25 protein-coding genes and 2 tRNA genes are annotated in these 25,991 nt (G+C 66.0%); 9 read left to right on the top strand and 18 right to left on the bottom strand.

Annotated features, from left to right (window positions below; all coding sequences use genetic code 11):
• From ACE3SN_RS09455 to ACE3SN_RS09425, 7 genes are all read right to left on the bottom strand, one after another.
• Positions 1 to 389 (bottom strand): bile acid:sodium symporter (locus tag ACE3SN_RS09455; protein WP_374529471.1); only part of this gene is annotated, 389 nt, incomplete at its 3' end.
• Between the two features lie 127 nt (positions 390 to 516).
• Complete coding sequence (locus ACE3SN_RS09450; protein ID WP_374529469.1) at positions 517 to 1,575, bottom strand: CaiB/BaiF CoA transferase family protein; 1,059 nt, start codon at positions 1,573 to 1,575, stop codon at positions 517 to 519.
• A 101-nt stretch (positions 1,576 to 1,676) separates the two neighbouring features.
• Positions 1,677 to 3,482: a tetratricopeptide repeat protein gene (locus ACE3SN_RS09445; protein ID WP_374529468.1), complete on the bottom strand. Its 1,806-nt coding sequence runs from the start codon at positions 3,480 to 3,482 to the stop codon at positions 1,677 to 1,679.
• A gap of 28 nt (positions 3,483 to 3,510) precedes the next feature.
• Positions 3,511 to 4,875, bottom strand: a complete 1,365-nt coding sequence (gene prsR / locus ACE3SN_RS09440) for a PEP-CTERM-box response regulator transcription factor (RefSeq protein ID WP_374529466.1) — start codon at positions 4,873 to 4,875, stop codon at positions 3,511 to 3,513.
• Positions 4,876 to 7,005, bottom strand: coding sequence for an XrtA/PEP-CTERM system histidine kinase PrsK (prsK, locus tag ACE3SN_RS09435; protein WP_374529464.1), 2,130 nt, complete (start codon positions 7,003 to 7,005; stop codon positions 4,876 to 4,878).
• The gene (locus ACE3SN_RS09430; RefSeq protein ID WP_374529462.1) at positions 7,006 to 8,391 is read right to left on the bottom strand and encodes a TIGR03013 family XrtA/PEP-CTERM system glycosyltransferase; all 1,386 of its coding nucleotides are present in this window, start codon (positions 8,389 to 8,391) and stop codon (positions 7,006 to 7,008) included. It lies immediately after the preceding gene.
• A gap of 114 nt (positions 8,392 to 8,505) precedes the next feature.
• Positions 8,506 to 9,894 (bottom strand): short-chain fatty acyl-CoA regulator family protein, encoded by a 1,389-nt coding sequence (locus ACE3SN_RS09425; RefSeq protein ID WP_374529460.1) that lies wholly within the window; start codon positions 9,892 to 9,894, stop codon positions 8,506 to 8,508.
• 174 nt (positions 9,895 to 10,068) lie between these two features.
• On the opposite strand from ACE3SN_RS09425, the gene ACE3SN_RS09420 reads away from it, so the two are divergent.
• Both ACE3SN_RS09420 and ACE3SN_RS09415 read left to right on the top strand, forming a co-directional pair.
• Positions 10,069 to 10,245: a hypothetical protein gene (locus tag ACE3SN_RS09420; protein ID WP_374529458.1), complete on the top strand. Its 177-nt coding sequence runs from the start codon at positions 10,069 to 10,071 to the stop codon at positions 10,243 to 10,245.
• A gap of 129 nt (positions 10,246 to 10,374) precedes the next feature.
• Positions 10,375 to 10,905 carry a hypothetical protein gene (locus ACE3SN_RS09415; protein ID WP_374529456.1) on the top strand — a complete coding sequence of 177 codons (531 nt, stop codon included), beginning with the start codon at positions 10,375 to 10,377 and terminating at the stop codon, positions 10,903 to 10,905.
• Between the two features lie 278 nt (positions 10,906 to 11,183).
• Here ACE3SN_RS09415 and ACE3SN_RS09410 read toward each other — a convergent pair whose 3' ends face one another.
• From ACE3SN_RS09410 to efp, 4 genes are all read right to left on the bottom strand, one after another.
• On the bottom strand, positions 11,184 to 12,506 hold the full coding sequence (locus ACE3SN_RS09410) for an amidohydrolase (RefSeq protein ID WP_374529454.1): 1,323 nt from the start codon (positions 12,504 to 12,506) through the stop codon (positions 11,184 to 11,186).
• 56 nt (positions 12,507 to 12,562) lie between these two features.
• A tRNA-Leu gene (locus tag ACE3SN_RS09405) sits at positions 12,563 to 12,646 on the bottom strand.
• Between the two features lie 63 nt (positions 12,647 to 12,709).
• Entirely contained in the window at positions 12,710 to 13,531 is an 822-nt protein-coding gene (locus ACE3SN_RS09400) for an inositol monophosphatase (protein WP_374529452.1), read from the bottom strand.
• A 2-nt stretch (positions 13,532 to 13,533) separates the two neighbouring features.
• Positions 13,534 to 14,100: an elongation factor P gene (gene efp / locus ACE3SN_RS09395; RefSeq protein ID WP_374529450.1), complete on the bottom strand. Its 567-nt coding sequence runs from the start codon at positions 14,098 to 14,100 to the stop codon at positions 13,534 to 13,536.
• Positions 14,101 to 14,266: 166 nt separating this feature from the next.
• On the opposite strand from efp, the gene ACE3SN_RS09390 reads away from it, so the two are divergent.
• Entirely contained in the window at positions 14,267 to 14,638 is a 372-nt protein-coding gene (locus tag ACE3SN_RS09390) for a hypothetical protein (protein ID WP_374529448.1), read from the top strand.
• Positions 14,639 to 14,647: 9 nt separating this feature from the next.
• Here ACE3SN_RS09390 and ACE3SN_RS09385 read toward each other — a convergent pair whose 3' ends face one another.
• Positions 14,648 to 16,600 carry an OPT family oligopeptide transporter gene (locus ACE3SN_RS09385; protein WP_374529447.1) on the bottom strand — a complete coding sequence of 651 codons (1,953 nt, stop codon included), beginning with the start codon at positions 16,598 to 16,600 and terminating at the stop codon, positions 14,648 to 14,650.
• A 69-nt stretch (positions 16,601 to 16,669) separates the two neighbouring features.
• Entirely contained in the window at positions 16,670 to 17,287 is a 618-nt protein-coding gene (thiE, locus tag ACE3SN_RS09380) for a thiamine phosphate synthase (RefSeq protein ID WP_374529445.1), read from the bottom strand.
• A 78-nt stretch (positions 17,288 to 17,365) separates the two neighbouring features.
• Here thiE and ACE3SN_RS09375 point away from each other — a divergent pair, with 78 nt between their 5' ends.
• Positions 17,366 to 17,746 (top strand): hypothetical protein, encoded by a 381-nt coding sequence (locus ACE3SN_RS09375; protein ID WP_374529443.1) that lies wholly within the window; start codon positions 17,366 to 17,368, stop codon positions 17,744 to 17,746.
• Between the two features lie 61 nt (positions 17,747 to 17,807).
• Here ACE3SN_RS09375 and ACE3SN_RS09370 read toward each other — a convergent pair whose 3' ends face one another.
• The 4 genes from ACE3SN_RS09370 to tkt form a co-directional block, all read right to left on the bottom strand.
• Positions 17,808 to 18,701 carry a fructose bisphosphate aldolase gene (locus tag ACE3SN_RS09370; protein ID WP_374529441.1) on the bottom strand — a complete coding sequence of 298 codons (894 nt, stop codon included), beginning with the start codon at positions 18,699 to 18,701 and terminating at the stop codon, positions 17,808 to 17,810.
• Between the two features lie 88 nt (positions 18,702 to 18,789).
• A complete protein-coding gene (gene pgk / locus ACE3SN_RS09365) occupies positions 18,790 to 19,992 on the bottom strand; it encodes a phosphoglycerate kinase (protein WP_374529439.1) in 1,203 nt (400 codons plus the stop codon).
• Positions 19,993 to 20,004: 12 nt separating this feature from the next.
• A complete protein-coding gene (gene gap, locus ACE3SN_RS09360; RefSeq protein ID WP_374529437.1) occupies positions 20,005 to 21,012 on the bottom strand; it encodes a type I glyceraldehyde-3-phosphate dehydrogenase in 1,008 nt (335 codons plus the stop codon).
• Positions 21,013 to 21,032: 20 nt separating this feature from the next.
• Positions 21,033 to 23,030, bottom strand: a complete 1,998-nt coding sequence (gene tkt, locus ACE3SN_RS09355; RefSeq protein ID WP_374529435.1) for a transketolase — start codon at positions 23,028 to 23,030, stop codon at positions 21,033 to 21,035.
• Positions 23,031 to 23,216: 186 nt separating this feature from the next.
• On the opposite strand from tkt, the gene ACE3SN_RS09350 reads away from it, so the two are divergent.
• The 5 genes from ACE3SN_RS09350 to ACE3SN_RS09330 all read left to right on the top strand — a co-directional run bounded on the left by ACE3SN_RS09350 (position 23,217) and on the right by ACE3SN_RS09330 (position 25,856).
• Positions 23,217 to 23,432 (top strand): hypothetical protein, encoded by a 216-nt coding sequence (locus ACE3SN_RS09350; protein ID WP_374529433.1) that lies wholly within the window; start codon positions 23,217 to 23,219, stop codon positions 23,430 to 23,432.
• The gene (locus tag ACE3SN_RS09345; protein ID WP_374529431.1) at positions 23,429 to 23,722 is read left to right on the top strand and encodes a cell division protein ZapA; all 294 of its coding nucleotides are present in this window, start codon (positions 23,429 to 23,431) and stop codon (positions 23,720 to 23,722) included. The genes ACE3SN_RS09350 and ACE3SN_RS09345 overlap by 4 nt, the downstream gene beginning before the upstream one ends.
• A 218-nt stretch (positions 23,723 to 23,940) precedes the next feature.
• Complete coding sequence (locus ACE3SN_RS09340; protein ID WP_374529429.1) at positions 23,941 to 24,513, top strand: 5-formyltetrahydrofolate cyclo-ligase; 573 nt, start codon at positions 23,941 to 23,943, stop codon at positions 24,511 to 24,513.
• Positions 24,513 to 24,740, top strand: a complete 228-nt coding sequence (locus ACE3SN_RS09335) for a DUF2842 domain-containing protein (protein ID WP_374529428.1) — start codon at positions 24,513 to 24,515, stop codon at positions 24,738 to 24,740. The genes ACE3SN_RS09340 and ACE3SN_RS09335 overlap by 1 nt, the downstream gene beginning before the upstream one ends.
• A gap of 39 nt (positions 24,741 to 24,779) precedes the next feature.
• Positions 24,780 to 25,856 (top strand): MBL fold metallo-hydrolase, encoded by a 1,077-nt coding sequence (locus tag ACE3SN_RS09330; protein ID WP_374529426.1) that lies wholly within the window; start codon positions 24,780 to 24,782, stop codon positions 25,854 to 25,856.
• A gap of 15 nt (positions 25,857 to 25,871) precedes the next feature.
• Here the strand turns inward: ACE3SN_RS09330 and ACE3SN_RS09325 are convergent.
• A tRNA-Asp gene (locus ACE3SN_RS09325) sits at positions 25,872 to 25,948 on the bottom strand.
• Positions 25,949 to 25,991 lie beyond the last annotated feature (43 nt).

Raw genomic sequence — 25,991 nt, 5'->3', positions numbered from 1 at the left:
ACCGAACTCGCCACATTGCCCCCGGCGAGCGAGGTATAGGCGGTGCCTGACTGGACCGTTGAAGGCAGGCAGCCAAGGTAGATGAAACCCATCGCGATCAGCGGGGGCAACAGCCCCTGTCCCACTTGCACGGCCAGCCAGCTGAGCAGCGGCATCACCAGAAAGACCCACGCCGTCAGCGGCCAGAGCAGGCGGTGGTTGGTGATGCCAGTGGCCACTTCATGGCGCGGCAGGCGCACCCCGTTGAGCAGGAACAGCACGAACACCGCCGCGGTCGAAATCGCCTGCACCACATCGCGCACCGCGCCCTGCGCCGGCAGCAGCACCGCCAGCGCGATCGCCGCGATCAGCAGGCGCACCATTGGGTCGATGCGTGAAAACAGTGCCATAAAATGCTCCGGCCGCCGCGAATTGATCGCAGCGGCCGTACTGCGAGCGAAGGCATCAGCCAAGCCCGCTAGTTAGGTGGGGCGCCGCACCAGTCTCAACATGGTTGAGCCGGTGGCAGCGATCCGATCAACGCCCGGCCAGTTTCGGCGCCGGCGCCGGCGTGGCGGAAAAGCGCGGCGCGGGCATCGGCTGAACCATGCCGCCTTCCTCGGTGAAGGTGCCGCGCGCCACGTTGTGGGCGTGCCTGGGCGCTTCGGTCAGGCTGAGCACCGGGGCAAAGCAGATGTCGGTGCCATCCATGATCGCACACCATTCGTCGCGGGTCTTGGTCAGGAACAGCGCGGTGAGGCGCTCCTTCAGTTCGTCCCACTTGGCCGGGTTCATCTGCTGGGCAAAGTCGGGATCGCCCGCAAGACCGGTCTTTTCCATCAGGATCGCATAGAACTGCGGCTCGATCGAGCCGAGCGAGATCCACTTGCCGTCCTTGGTTTCGTAGGTGTCGTAGAAGTGCGTGCCGGAATCGAGCAGGTTGACCCCGCGCTCGTCCTTCCACTGGCCGTTGCCGAGGAAGGTATAGGTCATCGCCGAGAGGATCGCCGCGCCATCGACCATCGCGCAGTCGACCACCTGGCCCTGCCCGCCGCTACGCGCATGGAGCACGCCCGCGACCACGCCGAACGCCAGCATCATGCCGCCGCCGCCGAAATCGCCCACGGCATTGACCGGGAAGCTCGGCTTTTCGCCCTTGCGGCCATAGGTGTGGAGCGCGCCCGACAGCGCGATATAGTTGATGTCATGCCCGGCAAGCGGCGCCATCGGGCCGTCCTGGCCCCAGCCGGTCATGCGGCCGATCACCAGCTTGGGATTGATTGCCAGCAGCACGTCCGGCCCCAGGCCCAGGCGTTCGAGCACGCCGGGACGATAGCCCTCGATCAGCGCGTCGGCGGTCTTCACCAGTTCCTTGATCTCTGCAATCGCGGCCGGATCCTTGAGGTCGAGCTCGATGCGTTCGCGGCTGCGGTTGAGGATGTCGCGGTTGCCGCCATCGCCAAAGCGTCCGGCCTTCGAGGGCCGCTCGACGCGGATCACCCGCGCCCCGTGATCGGCCAGCATCATGCCGCAAAACGGCCCAGGCCCGATCCCGGCCAATTCGATAACGGTCACACCCTGAAGAACGCCTGCCATTTTTCCCTCTCCGCAAAAATTTAATCGCGCGATGAAATTGCCTTTACGGCAGTTGCGCGCGGTGTCGAGAGGGAATGGTCAGAGGGGCAAGAGTTTGGGCGTCAGGATCCCGAATCGAGCTTGTGCCGGGCCTCGACCAGCAGCGGATTGTCGCCGCCGATCCGCCGCGCCTTGGTCAGCAACTGGCGCGCCAGTGCCGGCTCGCGGCCAAGCTGCGCCAGTGCCATGCCCCAGGCCTGCGCCACCACCCCGCTTGACGGCATCAGCGCATAGGCGGTCTGCGCCGTCGCCAATGCGGCCTCGGCATCGCCGTCGCGCAGCTGCGCCAGGCTGAGGTCCGCCAGCAGGCGCACGTCGCCATCGCCGCCCCGCAGGCGCAGCGATTCGAGCAGCAATCGTGCGGTGTGCCAGTCGCCCAGCCCGGCGCTGTGCCCGGCCGCAAGCCGCGCGGCGAGCCGGCTGCCCGGCCAGCCGGTCAGGTAGCGCGCCGCGATCGGCTGCATTTCGCCCCCGCGCCCGGCCCGGTCGAATGCCTCGCCCATGCGCAGCAGCAGGTTGTCTGGGAAGCGCACCTGCGCCGAATCGATATAGTGGCTAAGGGCACCACCGGGATTGCCTGCCGCCAGCTCGACATCGCCGGCCAGCGCCAGGGCATCGGCTGAACCGGGATGGAGCGACAGGAACCGCTCCGCCACCTGCCGCGCCGCCGCGAAGTTGCCCGCGCCCAGCAGGGCCCGCGCATAGGGCACTGCCGATCCCGGGCTGCCCGGATCATCGCCGAAGCGGCCCGCCAGAACGCCGGACGGCGCTCCTTCGGGGATCGGCATCAGCGCCGGCACGGTAGCAGCCGATGCGCGGTCCAGTAGCGGTGCGGCGGCAGCGCGGTTGCCCAGGTCCTCGTAAGCCCGGCCCAGCAGGGTCAACAGATAGGCCGGAGCATCGGCCCGCGCCGCATAGCCGCCAAAGCGGCGCAGCAATTCGTCGTACTGCCCTGCCTCGTAAAGCGCGCGGGCGAGCAGCAACTGCACGCGCGGATTGGCGGCCTGACGGTCGCTCAGCCGTTCGAACTGGCCGACCGCGATGTTGGCGTTCCCGGCCTCCAGTTCCAGCACGCCGGACAGCAGCATTCCCGCCGGATCGTCGCGCATGGCCGTGCCGGTATGCGCCAGCAGCTTCCGGGCCAGATCCACGTCTCCGACCCGCGCGGCAAGCGTTGCCTGCAGGAACCATGCATAGGGATGCTTGGGCGCAAGCTCGATCATGTGCCGGGTCACGGTCAGCATCTCGCTGCCCCGGCCCAATTCGCCAAGGCAGGCGGCATAGCCGCCGAGCAACGACAGGTCGTCCGGTGCGCGTTCGAGCGCGCGCTCGTAAATCGGCAGAGCCGCTTCCCAGCCTTGCGCATCGCGCACCAACTGCGCGCGAAATTCAAGCGCCCGGATATTGTCGGGCCCGTATTCGAGCGCCTTCAGCGAGGCATCGATTGCCTGGAGCTGCTCGCCCCCGGCATAGCGCAGCCGCCCGATCTCGACCCACAGCAGCGCGTCTTTGGGGGCAAAGCTCAGCGCCCGGTCCAGTGCCTGGCCCGCCGCGGGAAGGTTGCCGTCGAGCCGTTCCAGCCGCCCCAATGTGCGCCAGCCGAATGCTTCCTGCCCTTTGGCGAACTGGCCGGGCCCAAGCCATTCGCGCGCGCGGGCATTCTCGCCTTGGGCAAGCAGCGCCTCGCCCATTGCCGCGGCGACATCCTCGCGCGATGCGCCTGCGGTCTGCGCCTTTTCCAGTTCGGCCTCGGCCGCAATCCCGTCACCGTGTGCAAGCGCGGCATAGGCCGCCTTCATCGGCGCCTCGGCTGCACCCGGCAGCGCCAGCCCCGGCGCGGCCAGCGCCAGCGTCAGACCCGTCAGCAAGCCGGTTGCGGCAAGTTTCAAAAGGCGGTCAGGCCTGCAGATCATACTGCTTGAGCAGGTCATAGAGCGTCGGCCGACTGATCCCGAGCAGCTTGGCCGTGTTCGAGATATTGCCTTCGCTGCGCGCCAGGGCATGGCGGATCACCCGCCGGTCGGCCTCCTCGCGCGCGGACTTGAGGTTGAGCACGTCGCCGCCTTCCCCTTCCGGCGCACCCAGATCGAGATCGGCCGCGCCGACCAGCTTGCCTTCGGCCATGATGACCGCGCGCTTCACGCGGTTTTCCAGCTCACGCACGTTGCCCGGCCAGCCCCAGGCGTCGATTGCGGCCAGCGCATCGGGGGCAAAGCCCTTCACCGCCGGGTTCATTTCCTTGGCAAAGCGCGCGAGCAGCGCCTTGGCCAGCAGCGCGGCATCACCGGGGCGTTCCGCAAGGCTCGGGATCTTCACCACGATTTCGGCGAGGCGATAGAACAGGTCTTCGCGGAAGCGCCCATCCGCGATCATCGCCTCAAGGTCCTGGTGGGTGGCGCAGACGATCCGGGTATCGACCGGGATCGACTTGCGCGAGCCGATCCGCTCGATCACGCGTTCCTGCAGGAAGCGCAGCAGCTTGACTTGCAGGGGAAGCGGAATGTCGCCCACTTCGTCGAGGAACAGGGTTCCGCCCTGGGCCTGCTCGATCTTGCCTTCGGTAGTCTTGACCGCGCCGGTAAAGGCTCCCTTCTCGTGCCCAAAAAGCTCGCTTTCGAGCAGGTTTTCGGGGATCGCGGCGCAGTTGATCGCAACGAAGGCCCCGCCCGCCCGGCCGCTCGCCTCGTGCAGGCCGCGCGCCAGCAGTTCCTTGCCGGTGCCGCTGGCCCCCAGCAGCATGACCGAGACGTTGGTGTTGGCAACGCGCTCGATCGTGCGCGCCACCTTCACCATTTCCGGAGCGGCCGTGATCAGGCGGCCCAGCACGCGGTTGTCCTCACCCGAACGCGCGGCAAGCTGACGGTTTTCGGCCTCGATCCGGTGGAGTTGCAGCGCGCGACGCACGATCAGGCCCAGTGCCTCGATATCGACCGGCTTCTGGTAGAAATCGTAAGCCCCCTTGGCGATCGCCTGCAGCGCGCTTTCGCGCGCGCCGTGGCCCGAGGCGACGATCACCTTGGTATCGGGCTTGATCGCCATGATCTCGTCGAGCACGGCAAAGCCCTCGCTCGTCCCGTCGGGATCGGGCGGCAGGCCAAGATCGAGCGTGACCACCGCCGGCTCCTCGCTGCGCAGCGCGGCCAGCGCGCTTGTCCGGTCGCCCGCGATCACCACGTCGAAATCGGGCCAGGCCCACTTGAGCTGGGCCTGAAGCCCCGCATCGTCCTCGACGATCAGCAGCTTGGGTTTGGTGTCGGCCATTTATGCAACCTTCTTGCCGGTCTTCGCGGTCTTGCTGGAATAGGTTTCGAGGAGCTGCGCCGCCTCGGCGAGCGGCAGGCGGATCGCAAAGCGCGAGCCCAGTCCTTCGCGGGATTCGACATCGAGCCGCCCGTTCATCGCCCGGACCAGTTCGCGCGCCTCGTAAGCGCCGATCCCGAAACCGCCGGACTTGGTCGAATCGAATGGGCGGAACAGGCGATTGCGGACGAACTCCGCGCTCATTCCGGTGCCGGAATCGACCACCTCGATCACGCCATTGAGGCCATCGACGGTCACCCGCAGGAACACGGGCAGCGCAGCATCGCTGGCGTCGACCGCGTTCTGGACGAGGTGCAGCAGCACCTGTTCAAGCGATTCGCGTTTGGCCGAGACCGTGCACGGCTGGGTTTCGACCACGACAACATCGTGCCGCCCCTTGAACTGGGCCGCGATGGCTGCGGCTACTTCATCGGCGCGGACCGGTTCCAGGGCTTCGACCGAGGTCGGGCCATAACGCGACAGGCGCGCCAGCATGGCGTTGAGCTTGTCGGTCGAATTGCGCAGCGTAACCAGCATGTCGGCCCGGAACGCGGGGTTCTCGGCATGCAGTTCGGCATTGCGCGACAGCAGGCTAAGCTGGCTGGCGAGGTTCTTGATATCGTGCATCACGAACGCGATGCGGCGATGGAAATCGTCGAACCGGGCGGCTTCGGCCAGGGCTTCCTGACCCGCGTTCTCCGCCAGATAGCTCGCCAACTGCTGACCGGCGACGCGCAGCAGGTCAAAGTCTTCCCAGTCGAGCGCACGGGTCTGGGCGGGCCGCGCGAGCACCACCAGGCCGACCAGCCGCTCAAAGTGCAGCAGCGGCACCAGTGCCCAGGCGCGCGGCTCGGCGATCAGCCAGGCCGGCAACATGAAATTCGGCACGTTGAGCGCCTTGCCGGCGCGCAGTTGATCAAGATCGGTGATATAGCCGCTCGCTTCGAGCGCGCGCACGCTGGCAAGGTCAAAGGCCTCGCCCGGCACTTCGGCCGTCGGCCACTGCCAGCGCGCTGCCAGTTCCAGTTGTCCGCCCTCGCCCGGCGTCAGCAGCAAGCCCGCCGGGCTGTCGGCAATATCGGCCACGGCGCGGATCACGCGCTCTTCCAGCGAGGCCCCGGCATCGCCACCTGAGCGCCCGATCGTGCGGGTAAAGCGCAGCCATTCGGCGCGGTAGTCATAGCGGTGCTGAAACAGGTGCTTGGTCAGCACAACCTTGAGCAAGCCGCGCAGTCGGCGCGAGGGCAGGATCATAACCGAAGTGGCGCTGGCGAGCGCAATAAAGGCAATCTGGGCAAGCTGCGAAAAGTCGCCGCCGGCAAAGTTGAGCCACTGCGCAACGCCGACCATCGCGATAAGATAGCCGCCGATCAGCAGCAGCGAGGCCGACTGGAACGCGACCGAGCGCGAGGGGCGGAAGCGCAGGTGTTCGCTGCCCTTTGCCGCGCCAAAGGCCAGCAATCCGCCAACTCCCAGACCGACCAGCCCGCGCAGCGCGGCAAGCGCGCCGGGGTTATCGTCGGCAAGGTAGGCGATGGTATAGTAATTCAGGTCGTAACCCCACAGCGCCGCCAGCGCGAGCGCCGGCCAGCGCAGCACCAGCCGTCCCTGGGTCGATGCGCCGCCATAAAGGTTGTGGACCAGCACCAGCCCGCCAGTGGTGACCAGCAGGTGCAGCATCATCGCGGTATGAAACACGCTGTCGGTGACCTGCGCATTGGCGATATTGGCAAAGGCGGCCTGGGTCGCGATCTGCAGCAGTTCAACGAAGGCCAGGGCTGCGATCATCGGGCGGATCGGCCGCATCGAGGCATGCCGCCCATCGACCGCGAACAGCCGGTAGAGCGCGAAGATCCAGGCGAGGTTGCGGCCCGCCTCGGCCAATTCGAGCAAGGGGTTGGCGACCCCGATGACCAGCCCGGCCAGCCCCCACAGCGCCGTCATCGCCAGCGCCGCGCCAACCGCATGGCGCGCCGTGCCATAACGTTCGCGGCGGCTCTCCAGCCACAACGCGCTCAGCGCGCAGGCCAGGGTGCCGGCACTCCATGCCAGCACGCCCAGAACGCTCCAGATGCCGGACAGGCCCTGCACCTAGCGCGCTCCCTCGTGCCACAGCACCACGCGCAGGGTCTGGAGCAGGATCAGCAGGTCAAGGAACGGCGTATAGTTCTTGGCGTAGTAGAGATCGAATTCGAGCTTGTGACGCGAATCCTCGATCGAGGCGCCATAGGGGTAATTGATCTGCGCCCAGCCGGTGATGCCCGGCTTCACCATGTGGCGTTCGGCATAATAGGGCAGCTGCTGTTCCAGCTCGGCCACGAATTCGGGACGTTCCGGGCGCGGGCCGACAAAGCTCATCTCGCCCTTCAGCACAGACCAGGTCTGCGGCAGTTCGTCGATCCGCACCTTGCGGATGAACTTGCCCAGCCGCGTGACGCGCGGATCGTCCTTTTGTGCCCATTGCGCCCCCGCCGCCTCGGCATCGGTCCGCATCGAGCGCAGCTTGATCACATCGAACGTCTGCCCATAGAGCCCGACGCGGGTCTGACGGAAAAAGGCTGGCCCCTTGCTGTCCAGCTTCACGAGTAGTGCGAACAGCACGATTACCGGCGCGCTCAGCACCAGCAGCAGCGAACTGGCAGCAATATCGAACAGACGTTTGGCCGCGCTTGAAATCGCGCGGCCGGACGAAAACCCATCGGAAAAGATCAGCCAGCTCGGATTGACCGTATCAAGATCGACCCGTCCGGTTTCCCGCTCGATGAAGCTCGAGAAATCGTTGACGTGAACACCCGTGGTCTTGATCCGCAACAAGTCCCCTAGCGGCAGGGCATTGCGCCGCTCTTCCAGCGCCAGCACCACTTCGCTCACGCTCAGGTTCTCGACATAGCGGGTGAGGTTGGAAATCGCCGATCGGGCGATCGATTCCTCGATGTCCGGGGTCATGTCGGTCATCGCGATATAACCGACGATGCAAAAGCCGCTCTCGGGGCGATCCGCCAGTGCCCGCAGCCGCGCCGCGCGCTGGCCCGCGCCAAGCACCAGGACCCGGCGGCGGAAAGCCGATGCTCCCAGCACACCACCGGCAACCAGCCGGTTGAGCACGAGCAGGGCAATCGCGCCGACCATGCTGTAGGCCAGCGTCGAGCGCCAGAAATTCTGGCCGCCAAACAGGAAATCGACGAAGGCCAGGGCGATGACGCCCAGCGAGATCGCGACCAGCAGGCGCGCCGTGGCGAAGCGCATCGAACGCAGGGCGTCCGCACCATAGACGCCGACCGCAATCATCGCGGTCAGGATGATTCCCGCAAAGCCGGCGAGCTGCCAACCGCGCGCCGCAATCGCGCCCGGATCCATTCCGATCTGGCTTGCCCGCAGCCGCCAGGCAAAATCGCCCGCAAACACCAGCAGCGCCAGATCGATCAGGCCGAGCAGGATCACCGCATGGGGAATATAGTGCTTGAACAGCCGGATCATGGAAGCGCGGCAACCTTCTCTGCAGTACCGAAGCGGCAAGCCTAAGGCGCAGAGGTGAAATGTCGGTAAACTTTACAGACTTTGGTTAAAGCCGGTTTGCGAAGCGGAGCGGCATTACCCGGCAAAGGAAAACGGGGTCAGCCCGCGGCTGCGCTCGTCGAATTGCAGCGCCGCGCCGCGCGGCGGGAGCGAGCGCTGGCGGCAATTGGGATTGAGGCAGCGCGCGCAGCCGGGGCCGATCCGTACGGCCTGCTCCGGACCGAGCGGCATGCCCCGAGCCTGCGCCAGCTGTCCGGCCAGCCTGGCCTCCAATCCCAGCACAATGACGAACTGCGCCGCCTCGCCGCCCGGCGCGCCGCTTCCTTCAACCGCGCTCGAAAGGGTAAGCCAGCGGCTGGCCTGACCTGCTCCTTCGGCGAATTCGACCAGCTGCGGCACGATCCTTCCGGCGCTCTCGAAGGCGCGGTGCGCGGCCCAAAGCGGGCAGCTCGTCTCGCTTTCGAGCAGCGTCGTCCCGCTCGCCCCGGCATGGCGTTTGGAAAACTGTCCGGCCCGGTCGATCCGCGCCATGAAGAACGGCAGCCCCCGCTGGCCAACCCGTTGCAGGGTGGTCAGGCGGTGCGCCAGTTGTTCAAAGCCGACGTTGAAGCGCCGTTGCAGCAAGGCCAGATCATAACCGGTCGCATCACAGGCGCGCATGAAGCGGCCATAGGGCATCAGCAGCGCAGCGGCGAAATAGTTGGCGAGGTGCCGGCGCAGCATCCGCCAGGCCGCACGGTCCTCAAACTGCGCGACATTGGCCAGCGCGGTGATCGCCTCGCGCTGCTCGAGATGGGCCAGTTGCACGGCGATCTGAAAATTGCGCTGCGGGCCGTCGAGCAGTTCCGAAAGCTGCAATTGCCGCGCGTGCAGGTCGAGCCGGCGCAGCGCATCGGGCATGACGTCGATCGGCAGGATCCGGACCGAGATCTGGTGCTGCTGGCGCAGCCGCTCGGCCAGCGCCGCGCCCATATCGGCGTTCGAGAGGCGCAGTTCGTCCGACAAGGTCTCTGCCGCAGCATCAAGATCGGCGAAGAAATTGCGCCACCGCTCGATCTCGCGGCGCACCAGGTCGACCGGATCGCTGGCGGTGGCACCGCCCGCTTTGCCGCTGGTGTCGTAGAGCCGGGCAAAGGCCAGCGCGGCCTGCGGCGCGGCGGTCAGCCACTCGGCGATCTCGTCACGATCGATGCCAAGATCGGCGAACCGTTCATCGGCAAGGCGGCGGCGCAGGCCTTCGACCCCACCGACCGCCTCGTCCTGGCGCAGGCTGCGCGGATCGAAGTCGAACTGTTCGGCAAGCTGCACCACCAGGCGCGCCGACAGCGGGCGCTGGTTGCGTTCGATCAGGTTGAGATAGCTGGGAGAAATCGCCAACCGAGCGGCCATCCCAGCCTGGGTCAACCCTTCGCGGCGGCGTAGGCGGCGGATTGCGGAACCGGCAAGGATAGTGGCATCGCTCATCTGAACTATCTGTAATTTTATTGACAGTTTTACAAGTCCTATCGCGCATATCGCTTCACCAAGACAATTATTTTGTAAGTTTTCACACTTCCCCGCCCCGGTTTCGCGCTATCCATCGGGCAACGGCCAAGCGCCCTATGTCGCCACGCCGAGCAACCTTCAGGAGTACGAGCCATGACCCAGACCACGCAAACCGAACCGCGCCAGCCCACTCGCGCTCGGGCCCTGCTCTCGAACAACGATTTCCGCCTGCTGCGCGCCGCGCTCGCCACCCACGCGCAGGCCAGCGAGGATCCGGAAGAAATCTCGCGTATCGCGGCGCTCTATCATCGCCTTGGCTGTTACGCCTGAGACCAGAGCGATAGGATCGACGACCGCCCGGCGCTTCCCGCCCCGGGAATTCGCGAGGGCGGCCGTCAATTACTCGCTAACCATAAGGTCAAACCCGGCGGTTAACCTTCGCGCGCTATAGCGCAGGCCATGCGCCGCCAAGCCCCCGCCCTGCCGCTTTCACCAAAGATGCTGCGCCACTTTGCCGTGGCCACGGTTTTGCTGACCGTTGCGATCGCGCTGTTCGCGGACGAAAATCAGCGCGCCCCGATCGAGGAAGCGATCGCCAAGCGCGAAGCCCAGAACAAGCTCGAAGCCAAGGATGCCGAGCATTTTGGCAACCATAAGCTCGCCGCGAAGGCGTCTGGCCCCGACACCTCGGCAGGTTTTGGCGCGGACGAGCCAATGCCGCAGCCCGATATTCCCACCGGCGGATCGGTGCGCGGCCCGATGGCGCCGGGACCGATGAGCCAGCCGCCTGCCGCCATGCTGCCCCCGCCGAACCTGCCGATGACGCACGGCGCTTCCGTTACGGTGCGTAACGTCTCGGGCGACTATCTGCCGACGGCGCAAGGCACGACCGCGAAGAAGACGACACCCTTCCGGCCCAACCAGAAGCAGATCGAAGACATCCACCGGGCCTCGCGCGAGCGCAGCGGCAACCCCAACGACAACGATTGATCCGGGGCGGGCCTAGGCAGCGTGGACAAATTCCGCGTGGATCACGGTTAGGCTGTCAGCGGCCCCGGCGAGGCGCGAGGGCGCTGGGAAAGTGGGCCTTTCTCAAGGCCGAGCAACGCTGCCGGGGCCGCTGATAGCCTAACCCCTGCGGGGCTGGATCAAAAATCGCCATTTCGGTGTCGGCTCGGCTCGAAATATCGACATATTCCTTCACCTCGCCTCCTTGAACTGGCGATTTTTGCTTCCAGCCGTGACCGCGCGGAATTTGTCCACGCTGCCTAGCGCTTCTTGGGCATGAGCCTGATCGCAGAAACCACCAGCGCCTCGGCCCCGGTTCCGATCACCTTGTCCGCTTCGGGCGCCCAGAACGGGCTGTGGAGGCCGGGCAGGACCTTGCCGGCACGCTTCGCCTCGTCGATCACGCTGGCCGGACGGCCGCCAACCCAGAAAATCAGCGACTTGGTGTGATCGCGGTCGGAGCGCGAGAACTCGCCGAAATCCTCGCCCGCCATAACCGGGCCGGTCTCGACCGCCCGGTCCTTGCCGAAACGCGCCTGGAAGAAGCCCAGCATGTCCATGCTGAACGCCGGGGTGTTCCAGGTTGCCTTGGTGTAGTTCGGCTCGACCGTCACCACGGGCATCAGTTCCTCGGGCAGGCCCGAAGCCTCACCCTCGGCATGGGCGATCCGTTTGATCCCATCGATCAGCAGGCTGCGCGATTCGTCGGAATAGCTGCGCACGGTAAGCTGCAGGTGCGCGCTGTCGGAAATGATGTTGTGCTTGGCCCCGGCGTGGAAGCTGCCGACCGTTACGACCGACGGGTCGAACGGGCTCGCCTCACGGCTGACCAGCGTTTGCAGGCGCATCACGATCGCGCTGGCCAGCACGATCGGGTCCTTGGTAAGGTTGGGATAGGCCCCGTGCCCGCCCACGCCGTGCACTTCGATGTCAACCGAATCGACGTTCGCCAGGGCAAAGCCGGGCCGCACCCCGATTGTGCCCGAAGCGAGATCCGCCGAGTCGTGGAAGGCCAGAGTGTAATCGGGCTTGGGCCAGCGCTTGAACAGGCCGTCTTCCAGCATCGCGGAGGCGCCAAGACCGACTTCTTCGGCCGGCTGGCCGATCATGATCAGCGTGCCCGACCACTTGTCCTTGTTCGCGGCCATGACCCGTGCGGTTTCGATCCAGGCGGTCATGTGGGTATCGTGCCCGCAGGCGTGCATGATCCCGCTTTCGACCCCGGCGGTCGAAACCCCGCGCGCCTTCGAGGCATAGGGCAGGCCGGTCTGTTCGACCACCGGCAGGGCGTCCATGTCGGCGCGGATGAGCACGACGGGGCCGGGGCCGTTGCGCAGGATCGCCACCACCCCGGTCTTGCCCACGCCCTCGGTCACGTCGAACCCGGCCGCGCGGGCGGCGTCGGCCATGATCTTGGCCGAGCGGTGTTCCTGGAACGACAGTTCGGGGTTCTGGTGAAGGTCCTTGTAGATCTCCATCAGCCCGGGAAGGTCGGCCTGGATCCGGTCATGGATCGCATCGGCACGGGCAGGAGCGGCGGAAAACGCGACAAGCGCGGCGGCGGCAAGGAGATGGTGCTTCATGGGCGGCCACGATAAGCCGCACCCGGCAAAGCGCAATGGCTCACAGCGCTTGCGAATGGTGCCCCTGGCCCGACTCGAACGGGCACGTCTTGCGACAACCGATTTTGAGTCGGTCGCGTCTACCATTCCGCCACAGGGGCATTGCCGCAAAGGCAATGGGAGGAGAGCGGCGCTTAGCCGCCCTTCCCGTTTCATTCAAGCTGTCAGGCCCTGAGGGCGCCAACAAGCTGCTTGTGCAGGCGCGAATGGAGCGCGTCGTTGCCGGCCAGTACCTGCGCGTCGCACACGGGGTGCGAAATGCCGCGCCAGTCTGTCACGAAGCCGCCGGCCTCGCGCACCAGCAGACAGCCAGCCGCCGTATCCCACGGCGCAAGGCCGCTTTCCCAGAAGCCTTCGTAGCGCCCCGCCGCAACCCACGCGAGGTCGAGCGAAGCTGCACCAAAGCGGCGGATGCCCGCTACCTGCGGCGCCAGCGCGCCATAGATCTTGGTCCATTCGACGCTGTCCCCGCGCCCGGCAAAGGGAATGCCGGTGGCGATCAGGCTTTCATCGAGGTGGCGGCGCGCCGAAACGCGCAGGCGGCGATCGTGCAGCCAGGCGCCGCGGGTCTTTTCGGCCCAGAAGCTTTCGTCGGTGATCGGCTGGTAAACCAGCCCCGCGACGATATCGCCCCAACCGCTGCCATCCAGCTTCGGCTCCTGCACCGCGATCGAGATCGCGAAGTGCGGGATGCCGTGGAGGAAGTTGCTGGTGCCATCGAGCGGGTCGATGATCCAGCGCGGCTTGTTCGGATCGCCATGGATCTCGCCGCCCTCTTCCAGCAGGAAGCCCCAATCGGGGCGCGCCGCGAGCAGCTCGTCATAGAGCGTGCGCTCGGCGCGCTGGTCGGCCTTCGAAACGAAGTCGGCGGGCCCCTTGCGGGAAACCTGCAGGTGCTCGACCTCGCCGAAGTCGCGGCGGAGACGCTGCCCGGCCTTGCGGGCGGCCTTCTCCATCACGCGGATCATGCCGGAAACGACGGCCATGATCAGTCGGCCTTGCGGACGTAGGTGCGCTCGTAAACGTCGACGACGATGCGCGTGCCGCTTTCGATGTGCGGCGGCACCATCACGCGCACCCCGTTGTCGAGGATCGCGGGCTTGTAGCTCGACGAGGCGGTCTGCCCCTTCACCACGGCGTCGGCTTCGACGATGGTAGCTTCAACCTGTTCGGGCAGCTGCACCGAAATCGGACGCTCGTCATACATTTCGAGCAGAACGGTCATGCCGTCCTGCAGGAACGCATCGGCACCGCCCAGCAGGTCCTTGGGCAAATTGATCTGCTCGTAGGTTTCGACATCCATGAACACCAGGTCATCGCCCTCGGCATAGAGGAACTGGAAGTCCTTGGTGTCGAGGCGGACCTTTTCGACCGTGTCGGCGCTACGGAAGCGCACGTTGGTCTTGCGGCCGTCGATCAGGTTCTTCATCTCGACCTGCATGAAGGCGCCGCCCTTGCCCGGCTGGGTGTGCTGGGTCTTCGCGACCTTCCAGATGCCTTTTTCGTATTCGAGGATGTTGCCGGGACGGATGTCCACGCCGCTGATCTTCGCCATGGGGATGCCTTCAAAGTTGAGAAAGAACCGGTCGCCCAAAGGTTCGGGTTGGACCGGGGAAGGCGCGCCCTTAGCGCGGCACGCGCCGTGGGGCAAGGTCTGGTGCCAATCGATATGGCGGGCACGTTCAGTACCTGCTAATCGCCGCGGCATCATGAGCCGCGCGATGACCAGAGCACTTCTTCCCGCCGTTGCAGCCCTTGGCGCTGCGGTAGCCACTGCGGCCGGCGCCGCGCCAGGGGGGCAGATCGGCCGCCTGCCGCTGGGCAGCTATGTCTGCGAAGTGCCCGGAAATGCCACGGGCGCGGCGGGGATCCGGGTGCCCGAACAGGGCTTTACCGTGATCAACGCCACGACCTACACCTCGCAGGCCGGGCGCGGCACCTATCTGCTTACCGGTGACCTGCTGACGATGACCAGCGGGCCGAAGCGCGGCCAGAAGTTCCACGTCCTCTCGCTCAACTTCCTGCGCGAAATCGGGCCAGACGGGAAAGACGGCACGCTGCGCTGCGTGCGCCGGGTCATCAATAACGGCTAGTCGGCTGCATCAGGCATCGCGGGCCGCGCGCACCATCCGGGCATAGGCCAACCACACCATCGCGCTGAACGCGACGAGGCCAAGCGGCAGGGCAAAGGCGTTGTCCTTGATGACCGCCAGTACATCCGCATTATCCGTTGCGGCGACCGCGAAAGCATAGCCGACGTTGAACAGGCTATCGCCGACGATCAGCCCGGTTGCGGTCAGCACCCCGATCCGTTCGGCAAATTCGGGATTGGACTGGCGCGCGGCCCAGCGGTTGTAAACGTGGCCCAGCACCGCGCCGACCACGACCAGCGCGGTCGAATCGGTCGGCAGGTACATCCCCATCCCCACCGCGAGCGGCGGCAAAGCACCGCGTCCGCCCTTGCGCAGCACTTCGTCGACCACCACGGCGGCGACGCCGATCAGCGCGCCGAGCCGGATCAGGCTCCAGTCCAGATCGCCGCCCAGCACGCCCTGCGCGATGGTCGAGATCAGCGCGGCCTGCGGCGCGGCGAGCGCATTCGGCCCGGCCCCCGGTGCACCGAGGAAGCCGAAGGTGGAATTGAGCAGCGCAAGGATCGGCGGGATCACGAGCGCACCAAAGGCCACCCCCAGGATCAGCGCGACCTGCTGGCGCCACGGTGTCGCACCCACCAGTTGCCCGGTCTTGAGGTCCTGCAGGTTGTCGTTGGAAATCGTCGCCACGCCGAACACGATGGCGGTAACGAACAGCGCAAAGGCGACCAGGGCCTTGGTCCCGTCCGCATCAAGTCCGCGCCCGAACAGCGCCAGCAGCAGCAGCGAAATGCCGAGGCTGGAAAGGATCCCCACCCCCGAAATCGGGCTGTTCGAGGCCCCGATCAGGCCCGCCATATAGCCGCAGACCGAGGCGATCAGGATGCCCGCCACCGCAATGTAGGCCACCGATGCCGCCAGCGTCAGCCCCAGCGCGCCCGCCACCGGACCGCCCGCAGCAAAGTCTGCCAAGAGCAGCGCAATCGGCACCAGCAGCGCCAGGATCGTGCCGCCGACGATGCCGATGGGCAGGTCGCGCTCGGTCAGTTCCAGACCTGCGAAACTGCCCGAGGCCTTGCGCGCGCGGTCCGCCGCGATGGCGCCCGCAATGCCCTTCACGATCGGGCCGATGACCTTGAGCAAGGTCCAGATCGCCGCCACGCCAATCGCGCCCGCGCCCACAAGGCGCACCTTGGCGCGAAACACCGTGTGAGCCAGTTCGCCAATGTCGGCTGCCCCGGCCATGCCCGGCGCGGTGAGGTGCGGCAGGATGAAGCCATAGCTCAGCACGATGCCGACCAGCATCGCGATGCCAACGGTCAGCCCGACAAGGTGCCCCACCCCCAGCAAGGCCATCGAGAACGTGGCCGAGGCGAAAGTCGCCCCGCCACCCAGCCGGAACACCTTCTCACTCGCCTCTGCGACCAGCTTCATCTTGGCGAGCAGCGGATAGAGCGCGGAAATCACCGTGCCGAGCACCACGGCGGCGAGGCCCTTGCGGTTTTCCTCCGCCCCGCCAACGCCCGCGCCCACTTTCAGCACTTCGGCCGCCGCGACGCCTTCGGGGTACGGCAGGTCCGATCCCGTCACCAGCGCGCGGCGCAGCGGGACCGAATACATCACCCCCAACACGCCGCCGATCGCGATCACCGCGACCGACTGCCAGTAAGGAAAGCCGTTCCACCACCCGACCATGACCAGACCCGGCAGCACGAAGACGATGGCCGACAGTGTCCCCGCCGAACTGGCGATGGTCTGGACGATGTTGTTTTCCTGGATCGTCACGCCCGAAAACGAGCGCAGCACCGCCATCGAGATCACCGCAGCCGGGATCGAAGTGGCAAAGGTCAGCCCGACCTTGAGCCCCAGATAGACGTTCGCGGCAGTGAAAATCACCGTCAGCACCGCGCCCAGCACGATGCCGCGCAGCGTCAGTTCACGCGGAGAAATAGGATCCAGCATCGCCGTGCCTCTTCAAAGCCTTAGGCCTGACAAGCTGGCAGGTTTGCGCGCGAAAGGGAACCGGGGCGCTCAGGCCCCGGCAATCGCCTTGTGGAAAGCCTTGATCGTCGCGGCCTCGTCGCCGTTCCACACCGCGCCCGACACGGCGAGGAAATCGGCCCCGGCGGCCACCAACGGCGCGCAGTTTTCGGGCGTGATCCCGCCGATGGCAACGCAGGGGATCTCCATCAGTTCCTGCCACCAGGTTAGCAATTCAGGCTCGGCGCGGTGTTCGGTGTCCTTGGTCGAGCTGGGGAAGAATGCCCCAAAGGCCACGTAATCGGCCCCCGCCTCGCCCGCTTCCATCGCGAGGTGGCGGCTATTGTGACAGGTAACGCCGATCTGCGCATCGCGGCCCAGCCGCGCGCGGGCATCGGCCACTTCGCCGTCGGACTGGCCAAGATGGACCCCGTCCGCGCCCAGCCGCTTGGCGAGGCTGATCGAATCGTTGACGATAAAGGCCACGTCGCGCGCCGCGCAGATCGCCTGCAGCGGCTCGGCCAGCTTGGCGGCCTTGTGCTCGTCGATGTCTTTAACGCGGAACTGGAACGCGGCGACTTCGCCCGCATCGAGCGCGCGGGCCAGGCGATCGGGAAAGGTGCCGGAAACGTCAAGCGGCGAGATCAGGTAAAGCTGGCAATCGGTCATGCGCGCCTCCCTATCCTGCACGAAGGCGAAGGCCAAGCATTCTGCTGCGGTTCAGATGACGGGGCGATAATCGCGGGCATGAAGAGAATTGCTCTTGCCTCGTTCGCCCTACTGGCCACTACAGCCTGCGCCACGGTGCCGGGTGGCCAACGCGACAATGTCAACACGCGCCTTGGCCGCACCGTCAATGTGGACGGCGTGCGGGTAACCCCACTCAAGGTGCTGGAAGACAGCCGCTGCCCGATGGAGGCGCGCTGTGTCTGGGCCGGGCGGGTACGGCTGAGTGTGAAGGTGCGCCATCACGGGCACGACGAAGTACGCGAGATCGCGAGTGACCGGCCGGTATCCGTCGGCGATGGCACCTTGCTGCTGACCGGCGTCCTGCCGCCGCGCAGCACCCAGCACGAGATCGCACCGCGCGAATACCGGTTCTCGTTCCGGCTAGAACGCGGGCTCTGAACGCGAAACGGGGGCGAAGCGCCATGCGCCCGCCCCCGTCTTCACACGGTGACTGGCAGACTCAGGCCTTGACGGTCGAACCCTTGTAGATTTCGTCGATCGCGGCGCCGAGCGAGGCGTCGAATTCGTCGTCGCTCATCTGCGCGCGCAGGTCTTCGAGCAGCGCGCGGCTGAAGCTGGCGATGATGCCCTTGTTCTTCGACAGCTCGACGCAGGCTTCGGGGCGCCTGTAACCGCCCGAGAGCGCGACGACGCGCAGCACCTTGGGGTGGTTCACAAGCGGATCGAAAGTGCCCGGCACGACCGGCAGTGACAGCTTAAGCATGACCTGCTGACCTTCGGGCAGCGCATCAAGGTTCTTCAGGATTTCGGCGAGCAGGATCTTGTCGCATTCGGCGCGGGTCGCGCTCTTGATGTTCACTTCCGGCTCGATCATCGGCATCATGCCGTGGCTGAGGACCTGCGCGCCGACTTCGAACTGCTGCTTGACTGCGGCGGCGATCCCTTCGGCATTGGCCGAGTTGATCACCGAGCGTTCCTTGGTGCCATAGACGCCCAGCGCCTTCGACTTCACCAGCAGCGCATCGAGTTCAGGCATCGGCTTCATCAGCTGCACGCCGTTGACTTCGTCTTCCAGGCCCTTGTCGATCTTGATGAAGGGGACAACGCCCTTGGCGATCAGCGCCGCCGGGGTCGAAACGCCATCGACCGTGCCGTCCATGGTGCGTTCGAACAGGATCGCGCCGATCACCTTGGAACCGTCGAACGCCTTGGAGCGGATAATGCGGCTGCGCATTTCGTGGATCAGGCCGAACATTTCCTCTTCGGTCTTCCATGCATCTTCCGACACGCCGTAACCGGCCAGCGCCTTGGGCGTCGACCCGCCCGACTGGTCCAGCGCCGCGATAAAGCCATTACCTTCAGCCATCTTTGCAGTCATTTCAGTGGTGTTCATCGTGTCGGTCCCTGTGATTTGCATACGTATGTGAAAGAGGTCGATAAACAGCGCGGCGCAAAGCTGCAACCGCGCTAACTATTCAGGTTCAGGCTTGTTCGAGCGCCTTGACGCCCGGCAGTTCCTTGCCTTCCATCCATTCGAGGAACGCGCCCCCGGCGGTGGAAATGTAGGTAAAGTCGTCGGCCACCCCGGCGTGGTTCAGCGCGGCGACGGTATCGCCCCCGCCCGCGACCGAAACCAGCGCGCCTTCCTTGGTCAGCGCCGCAGCGCTGCGCGCCAGCGCCACGGTGGCGGCATCGAAGGGCTGGGTTTCGAACGCGCCCATCGGCCCGTTCCACACCAATGTGCGGCAGGTCTTGAGCACGTCGGCCAGCGCTTCGACCGCGGCCGGACCAACGTCGAGAATCATTTCGTCGGCGGCAACTTCGTGGACGTTGCAGGTGCGCAAGGACGCCGGATTGGCGGCAAATTCCTTCGCCACCACGACGTCATAGGGCAGGTGCACGGTGCAACCAGACTTTTCGGCAGCTTCAAGAATTGCCTCAGCAGTCGGCGCCAAGTCATGCTCGCAAAGCGATTTTCCGACATTCACCCCGCGCGCGGCGAGGAACGTGTTGGCCATGCCGCCGCCGATGATCAGGTGATCGACCTTGGTGACGAGGTGGGTCAGCACGTCGAGCTTGGAGGAAACCTTGGCCCCGCCGACCACGGCGGCAACCGGCTTCACCGGCGCGTCGAGCGCCTTGCCCAGGGCTTCGAGTTCGGCCTGCATCGAGCGCCCGGCATAGGCGGGCAGCACGTGGGCCAGGCCCTCGGTCGTCGCGTGGGCGCGGTGCGCGGCGGAAAAGGCGTCGTTGACGTAGAAATCGCCATTTGCGGCAATCGCCTTGGCGAGATCCGGATCGTTCTCTTCCTCACCCTTCCAGAAGCGGGTGTTCTCAAGAATCGCGATGTCGCCCGCGCGCAGGATGCCCACGGCCTGTTCGACCACGGGACCGGCCACTTCCGGCACGAACATCACTTCCTTGCCCAGCACGTCTTGCACCGCATCGACCACCATCGAGAGCGACTGGGTCGACACGCGCTCGCCCTTGGGGCGGCCGAAGTGTGCGAGCAGCAGCACCTTGGCGCCCTTTTCGGCGAGCTGGAGAATGGTGGGCGCCGAAGCCCGCACGCGCGTATCGTCGGTCACGGCCCCGTCCTGCATCGGCAGATTGAGGTCAACGCGAACCAGCGCGACCTTGCCGGTCACATCGCCAAGATCATCGAGCGTGCGGAACTTCGTCATGTTGCCCAGTCCTTACAGAAGCTTGCCCATCGCGCCGGCCGTGTCGACCATGCGGTTGGAGAAGCCCCATTCGTTGTCGTACCAGCTCAGCACGCGCACCAGTTTGCCGTCGATCACGGCCGTTTCGAGGCTGTCGATGGTCGAGCTGTTCGGGCAGTGGTTGTAGTCGATCGAGACCAGCGGCTCGTCCGAGAAGCCCAGCACGCCCTTGAGCGCGCCTTCCGAGGCAGCCTTGAGCAGCGCGTTGACTTCTTCCTTGGTGGTGTCGCGCTTGGGCTGGAAGGTCAGGTCGACGACCGAGACGTTCGGGGTCGGCACGCGGATGGCCGAACCGTCCAGCTTGCCCTTCAGTTCGGGCAGCACTTCACCCACGGCGCGGGCGGCGCCGGTGGTGGTCGGGATCATCGACATCGCGGCAGCGCGGGCGCGGCGCGGATCTTCGTGGATCTGGTCGAGGATCTTCTGGTCGTTGGTATAGGCGTGGACCGTGGTCATCAGGCCGCGTTCGATGCCGATGGCATCGTTCAGCACCTTGGCGAAGGGCGCCAGGCAGTTGGTGGTGCACGACGCGTTCGAGACGATCACGTGATCGGCGGTCAGCTTGTCATGGTTCACGCCGAACACGACCGTGAGGTCCACGTTCTTGCCCGGGGCCGAGATCAGCACGCGCTTGGCACCGGCGGCCAGGTGCTTTTCGCACGAAGCGCGGTCGGTGAAGAAGCCGGTGCATTCCAGCGCGATATCGACGCCGTTGGCGGCGTGCGGCAGGTTGGCGGGATCGCGTTCGGCGGTCACGTGGATGCGCTTGCCGTTGATGATCAGGTCATTGCCGTCGACTTCGACGGTGCCCGAGAAGGGACCGTGGACGCTGTCACGCTGGAACAGCATGGCATTGGCCTTGGCCGAGGCGAGATCGTTGATCGAGACGAGTTCGATATCGTGGTCGGTGCGTTCGAGAATCGCGCGCGCCACATTGCGCCCGATGCGTCCGAAACCGTTGATCGCAACCTTGATCGCCATGTGCGTAACTCCTGCTCTTGTTAGAGGCCCAGCTTGGCCTTGATTTGCGGAACGATGGCATCAGCCGAGATGCCGAAATGCTTGTAGAGAACGTCAGCCGGGGCCGAGGCGCCGAAGCTGTCGATCCCGATGTTGAGGCCGTCGAGGCCGGTGAAACGTTCCCAGCCCATGGTAACGCCAGCTTCGACCGAGACCTTCAGCACGCCCTCGGGCAGCACATCGGCGCGGTAGGCCGCGTCCTGGGCCACGAACAATTCGGCGCAGGGCATCGAGACGACATCCGCTCCGATCCCATCGGCTTCGAGCGCAGCGGCGGCGGCCAGCGCGATTTCAACTTCCGAGCCGGTCGCGACCAGCACGACCTTGCGCGCGCCTTCGGCTGCCTTGAGGCGGTAAGCCCCCTTGGCGCAGCGGTTGGCGGCGCGGGTCCAGCCTGCATCGCCTTCCCCGCGCAGCTGCGGCAGGTTCTGGCGCGACAGCGCGAGGACCGAAGGCGTACCGGTGGTTTCAAGCGCCAGCGCCCAGCATTCCGCCGTTTCGATGACGTCGGCCGGGCGATAGACGTTGAGGTTCGGGATCATGCGCAGCGACATGACGTGTTCGACCGGCTGGTGGGTCGGGCCGTCTTCGCCAAGACCGATCGAATCGTGGGTCAGGACATAGACGACCTGCGCGTGCTGCAGCGCCGACATGCGGATCGCGTTGCGGCAATAGTCCGAGAAGACCAGGAAGGTGCCGCCATAGGGCACGACGCCGCCGTGCAGCGCCATGCCGTTCATCGCGGCGGCCATGCCGAATTCACGGATGCCGTAATAGACGTGGCGGCCGCCATAATTGTCCGCGCCGAACGGTTCGGTGAACTTGGTCTTGGTCAGGTTCGAGCCGGTGAGGTCGGCGCTGCCGCCAACGAGGTGCGGGAGCTGTTCGGTCAGCGGACCCAGCGCCATTTCCGAAGCCTTGCGGGTCGCAACCTTCTGCGGCGCGGCGACAAGACCGGCGATGTAGCTTTCCAGCGCGGGCGAGGCGAGCGCGGCGGTTCCGGCCAAGCGGGCTTCAAAATCAGCGCGCGAGGCCGAAGCGGCCAGGCGGCCTTCCCATGCGGCGCGGGCGGCGGCGCCCTTGGCGCCCAGCGCGCGCCAATCGGCCATGATCTCGGCGGGAACTTCGAACGGAGCGGCGGTCCAGCCGAGGTATTCGCGCGCGGCGGCCACTTCATCGGCACCCAGCGGGCTGCCGTGGACATTGTGACCGCCCTGCTTGTTGGGCGCACCCTTGCCAATGATCGTCTTGCAGGCGACCAGCGAGGGGCGCGGATCGGCCTCCGCTTCGGCCAGCGCGCGGGCGATGTCGGCAAAGTCATGCCCGTTGCAGCGCACGGTGTGCCAGCCGGTGGCGGCATAGCGCGCCAGGATGTCTTCGCAGGTCGAGAGCGAGGTATCGCCGTCGATGGTGATGTTGTTGTCATCCCACAGCACGTTGAGGCGGCCGAGCTTGTTGACGCCGGCAAGGCCAATCGCTTCGTGGTTGATGCCTTCCATCAGGCAGCCATCGCCCGCGATCACCCAGGTCTTGTGATCGACCAACGCATCGCCGAACGCGGCGTTGAGGTGGCGTTCGGCCATGGCCATGCCCACTGCCATCGCCAGGCCCTGGCCAAGCGGACCGCCGGTGCATTCGACGCCGTCCAGTTCGTGGTTTTCGGGGTGGCCCGCACAGGGGCTGCCCAGCTGGCGGAAATTGCGGATGTCCGCCATGGTCGGCGCGGCGTAACCGGTCAGGTGCAGCAGCGAATAGATCAGCATCGAGCCGTGACCGGCCGACAGCACGAAGCGGTCGCGGTCGGCCCACTTGGGCGCGGCGGGATCGAATTTGAGGAACTGGGAGAACAATACGGTCGCCACATCGGCCATGCCCATCGGCATCCCGGGGTGGCCGCTGTTGGCCTGCTGGACCGCGTCCATCGAAAGCGCGCGGATGGCGTTGGCCATGGGCGCAAGGCGGGACGGATCAAGCTGCATAGGTATTCACTCCCGGAATCGCAGGATTTACGCGGGCGATTCGCGCGGGGCTTCCTTTGCGGAGGCACCGCCCCCCGTCAAGCGCGGCGGCGCCGCTACGGCTCGAACCTGTGGCAAATCCCGCGGGCAAGGCTTTGCCCCTGCGCCGATTTGCGTTAGCCACGCCGAAATAACGGGACACGCCAGATGGATCAGGGCCAAATGGAACAGGAACGCAGCAGCCAGGCCCGGGCGCGGATCGAAGCCGCGCTGCGGAGGATCGAGGCCGCGGCAAAGACCGCCGCAGAGCGACCGGGAGCGGCGGAATTGCAGCGCCTGCAAGCGCGGCACGACCGGCTCCGCGCCGCCGTGCAGGACAGTCTTGGGCAGCTCGACCTGCTTATCGAGGGGGGACAGGCATGAGCAACGTTACCCTGCGGATTGGCGGCCGCGATTACACGATGGCCTGCGCCGAGGGCGAGGAAGCCCACGTTGCCGAACTGGGCCGGATGATCGACGACAAGGTGCAGAGCATGGGCAGCGCGGCGCAAAGCGAAGCGCGCCAGCTGCTGTTCGCCGCGCTGCTGCTGGCCGATGAATTGCACGAGGCGCGGGCCAGGCTGGCTTGCGCTCCCTCGTCGGCTTCGCAGGCCGACCTGCTCGAATCGATCGCCGCCCGCCTTGAAACTTGCGCCGCCGCCCTTGAGGCTTGAGCGCGCAGCGCCTAGATAGGGCTTCGACGGGTACTGCCCGGTGCGAACCGATCGAAAATCCCTGAGGCTATAAGCAATCCTTGGGGGCTGTCCCTGGCTGGATCCTGGTCCGGCACATATGGTCCCCACCTGACGTCGAGGCGTCAGAGGATTTCCCCGGTCCGGCCCATGGTGGTCCCGTCACCCTTGCTTCCTCCCCTTCCCCTTCGGAGCGCCGCGTGATCGACAAGCAGGCCCTGCGCCGCGAACTCAAGGCCCGGCGCCGCGCGCACGTGGAAGCAATTCCCGAAATGCAGCGCGCGCTGCTGTTTCGCCGCCCGCCGGGTGCGCTGGTCGATCTGATCCCGGAAGGCGCGGTGATTTCCGCTTACCACGAAATGCCGGGAGAAGTTCCCGCCAGCCGCTATGCCCGCTGGTTCTTCGAGGCCGGGCACCGGATCGCCCTGCCCTGGTTCGCGGACCGCGCCGCGCCAATGGCGTTTCGCGAGTGGACCAACCCCTTCGTCGAGGACCTGCTGGTGCCCGATCCGTTCCAGGCGCTCCAGCCCGATGCCGACGCAGCGGAACTCGTGCCGCAGGTGGCGCTGGTCCCGCTGCTGGGCTTTACCGAGCGGGGTGAGCGGATCGGCTATGGCGGCGGGCATTACGACCGCTGGCTGGAGGCCCATCCCGGGACGCTGGCGATCGGGCTTGCGTGGGACTGCCAACTGGTCGAGAGCCTGCCGACCGAGCCGCACGACATCCACCTGGCTGCCGTCATTACCCCTACCCGCTTCTATGGACCGTTCTGATGCGCAAGGAACCAACGCTCCGCATACCCTTTGGCGTTCTTGCGCTTCTTACCGCGCTGTTCGTCTATGGCGGCGCGATCGCGCGCTACCTTGCGCCGCTGATTGCCGGATGGCCGGCCTTGGCGCAGACTCCGGTCTATATCCTGCTCGGCGTGGTCTGGCTGCTGCCGTTGAAGCGCTTCCTGATCTGGATGGAGACAGGACGCTGGCGCGCACCCGAAGAGTAAGTTAGCCTTCCCGCAAAACAGAATGCGGGAGACCCCCTGATGAAGCGCAAATTTGCTCTGCTGCTGGCCGGAATCGTGCTGGTGCTCGGCCTTGTCCTGCTGTTTGGGCGCGGCTGGATCGCCCAGCGCGCATTCGAAGCGGCACTCGATCGCAACGTCGGGATCGACCAGTCGGCCAAGCTTGGCGACGGGCTTCACGCCTATTTCTGCGGCTCGGGCAGCCCGATGCCCGATGCGGACCGGGCAGGGCCCTGCATCGCCGTGCTGGCCGGCAACCAGGCCTTCGTCTTCGATGCGGGTTCGGGCTCGATCCGCAAGCTGATGCGGATGGGCTTCCCGATGGAAAAGATCCAGGCGGCCTTCCTGACCCATCTCCATTCCGACCATATCGATGGCCTTGGCGAACTGATGCTGCAAGCATGGATCGCCGCCGGGCGTTCGGCACCGCTGCCGATCTATGGCCCCGAAGGGACTGACAAGGTTGTCGCCGGATTCGACCAGGCCTACACCATCGACAGCACTTACCGGATTGCCCACCACGGGCCGAACATCGCCCACCCCACGGGATTCGGCGGCAGCGCCAGCCTGATAACGCTGCCGGACGGGACCGACAGCAAGGTCGTCTATGACAAGGACGGTGTGCGCATCACGGTGATCCGGGTCAATCATGCGCCGGTCGCGCCCGCGTTTGGCTATCGCATCGACTACAAGGGCCGCGCCATCGCCATCAGCGGCGACACTGTCTATTCGCCCGCCTTCACCACTGCCGCCAAGGGTAGCGACGTGATGTTCCACGAAGCGCTGAACAAACCGATGGTCGCAGCGCTGGGCAACAAGCTGGCCGAACGCGGACACGCCGCCAATGCGCAGATCATGCACGACATCCAGGGCTATCATGCCAGCCCCGAAGATGCCGCGCGCAGCGCCAAGGAGGCGGGGGTGAAGGCGCTGGTGCTTTATCACCTTGTCCCGCCGCTGCCCTCGGGCCTGATCGAGCCGCTGTTCCTGGGCGATGCGCCCAAGGTGTTCGGCGGTACACTGAAGGTCGGGCGCGACGGAATGATCGTCAGCCTGCCGGCTGGCGGCAAGGACGTGAAGTTCAGCAAAGCTTTTTAAGGAAAACATCCCAAGTGGCGCGAGTGACGGGGCTCGAACCCGCGACCTCCGGCGTGACAGGCCGGCACTCTAACCAACTGAGCTACACCCGCGCAGCCACTTGGGAGCCGCGCCACTAGGGCAGCACGGCGGGGC

The organism is Novosphingobium sp., assembly GCF_041915465.1.
GTDB lineage: Bacteria > Pseudomonadota > Alphaproteobacteria > Sphingomonadales > Sphingomonadaceae > Novosphingobium.
Note: the sequence above shows the minus strand (reverse complement) of the source record. Positions and strands in the feature narration are given on the sequence as shown.

Coding starts and splice junctions, on each gene's coding strand:
- ACE3SN_RS09410 (WP_374529454.1), bottom strand. CDS start 12,506: ATGAAGCACCATCTCCTTGCCGCCGCCGCGCTTGTCGCGTTTTCCGCC.
- ACE3SN_RS09430 (WP_374529462.1), bottom strand. CDS start 8,391: ATGATCCGGCTGTTCAAGCACTATATTCCCCATGCGGTGATCCTGCTC.
- prsR (WP_374529466.1), bottom strand. CDS start 4,875: ATGGCCGACACCAAACCCAAGCTGCTGATCGTCGAGGACGATGCGGGG.
- tkt (WP_374529435.1), bottom strand. CDS start 23,030: ATGCAGCTTGATCCGTCCCGCCTTGCGCCCATGGCCAACGCCATCCGC.
- ACE3SN_RS09350 (WP_374529433.1), top strand. CDS start 23,217: ATGGATCAGGGCCAAATGGAACAGGAACGCAGCAGCCAGGCCCGGGCG.
- ACE3SN_RS09385 (WP_374529447.1), bottom strand. CDS start 16,600: ATGCTGGATCCTATTTCTCCGCGTGAACTGACGCTGCGCGGCATCGTG.
- ACE3SN_RS09370 (WP_374529441.1), bottom strand. CDS start 18,701: ATGAACACCACTGAAATGACTGCAAAGATGGCTGAAGGTAATGGCTTT.
- gap (WP_374529437.1), bottom strand. CDS start 21,012: ATGGCGATCAAGGTTGCGATCAACGGTTTCGGACGCATCGGGCGCAAT.
- ACE3SN_RS09345 (WP_374529431.1), top strand. CDS start 23,429: ATGAGCAACGTTACCCTGCGGATTGGCGGCCGCGATTACACGATGGCC.
- thiE (WP_374529445.1), bottom strand. CDS start 17,287: ATGACCGATTGCCAGCTTTACCTGATCTCGCCGCTTGACGTTTCCGGC.
- ACE3SN_RS09390 (WP_374529448.1), top strand. CDS start 14,267: ATGACCAGAGCACTTCTTCCCGCCGTTGCAGCCCTTGGCGCTGCGGTA.
- ACE3SN_RS09330 (WP_374529426.1), top strand. CDS start 24,780: ATGAAGCGCAAATTTGCTCTGCTGCTGGCCGGAATCGTGCTGGTGCTC.
- ACE3SN_RS09400 (WP_374529452.1), bottom strand. CDS start 13,531: ATGGCCGTCGTTTCCGGCATGATCCGCGTGATGGAGAAGGCCGCCCGC.
- ACE3SN_RS09450 (WP_374529469.1), bottom strand. CDS start 1,575: ATGGCAGGCGTTCTTCAGGGTGTGACCGTTATCGAATTGGCCGGGATC.
- ACE3SN_RS09375 (WP_374529443.1), top strand. CDS start 17,366: ATGAAGAGAATTGCTCTTGCCTCGTTCGCCCTACTGGCCACTACAGCC.
- ACE3SN_RS09335 (WP_374529428.1), top strand. CDS start 24,513: ATGCGCAAGGAACCAACGCTCCGCATACCCTTTGGCGTTCTTGCGCTT.
- ACE3SN_RS09425 (WP_374529460.1), bottom strand. CDS start 9,894: ATGAGCGATGCCACTATCCTTGCCGGTTCCGCAATCCGCCGCCTACGC.
- ACE3SN_RS09415 (WP_374529456.1), top strand. CDS start 10,375: ATGCGCCGCCAAGCCCCCGCCCTGCCGCTTTCACCAAAGATGCTGCGC.
- efp (WP_374529450.1), bottom strand. CDS start 14,100: ATGGCGAAGATCAGCGGCGTGGACATCCGTCCCGGCAACATCCTCGAA.
- pgk (WP_374529439.1), bottom strand. CDS start 19,992: ATGACGAAGTTCCGCACGCTCGATGATCTTGGCGATGTGACCGGCAAG.
- ACE3SN_RS09420 (WP_374529458.1), top strand. CDS start 10,069: ATGACCCAGACCACGCAAACCGAACCGCGCCAGCCCACTCGCGCTCGG.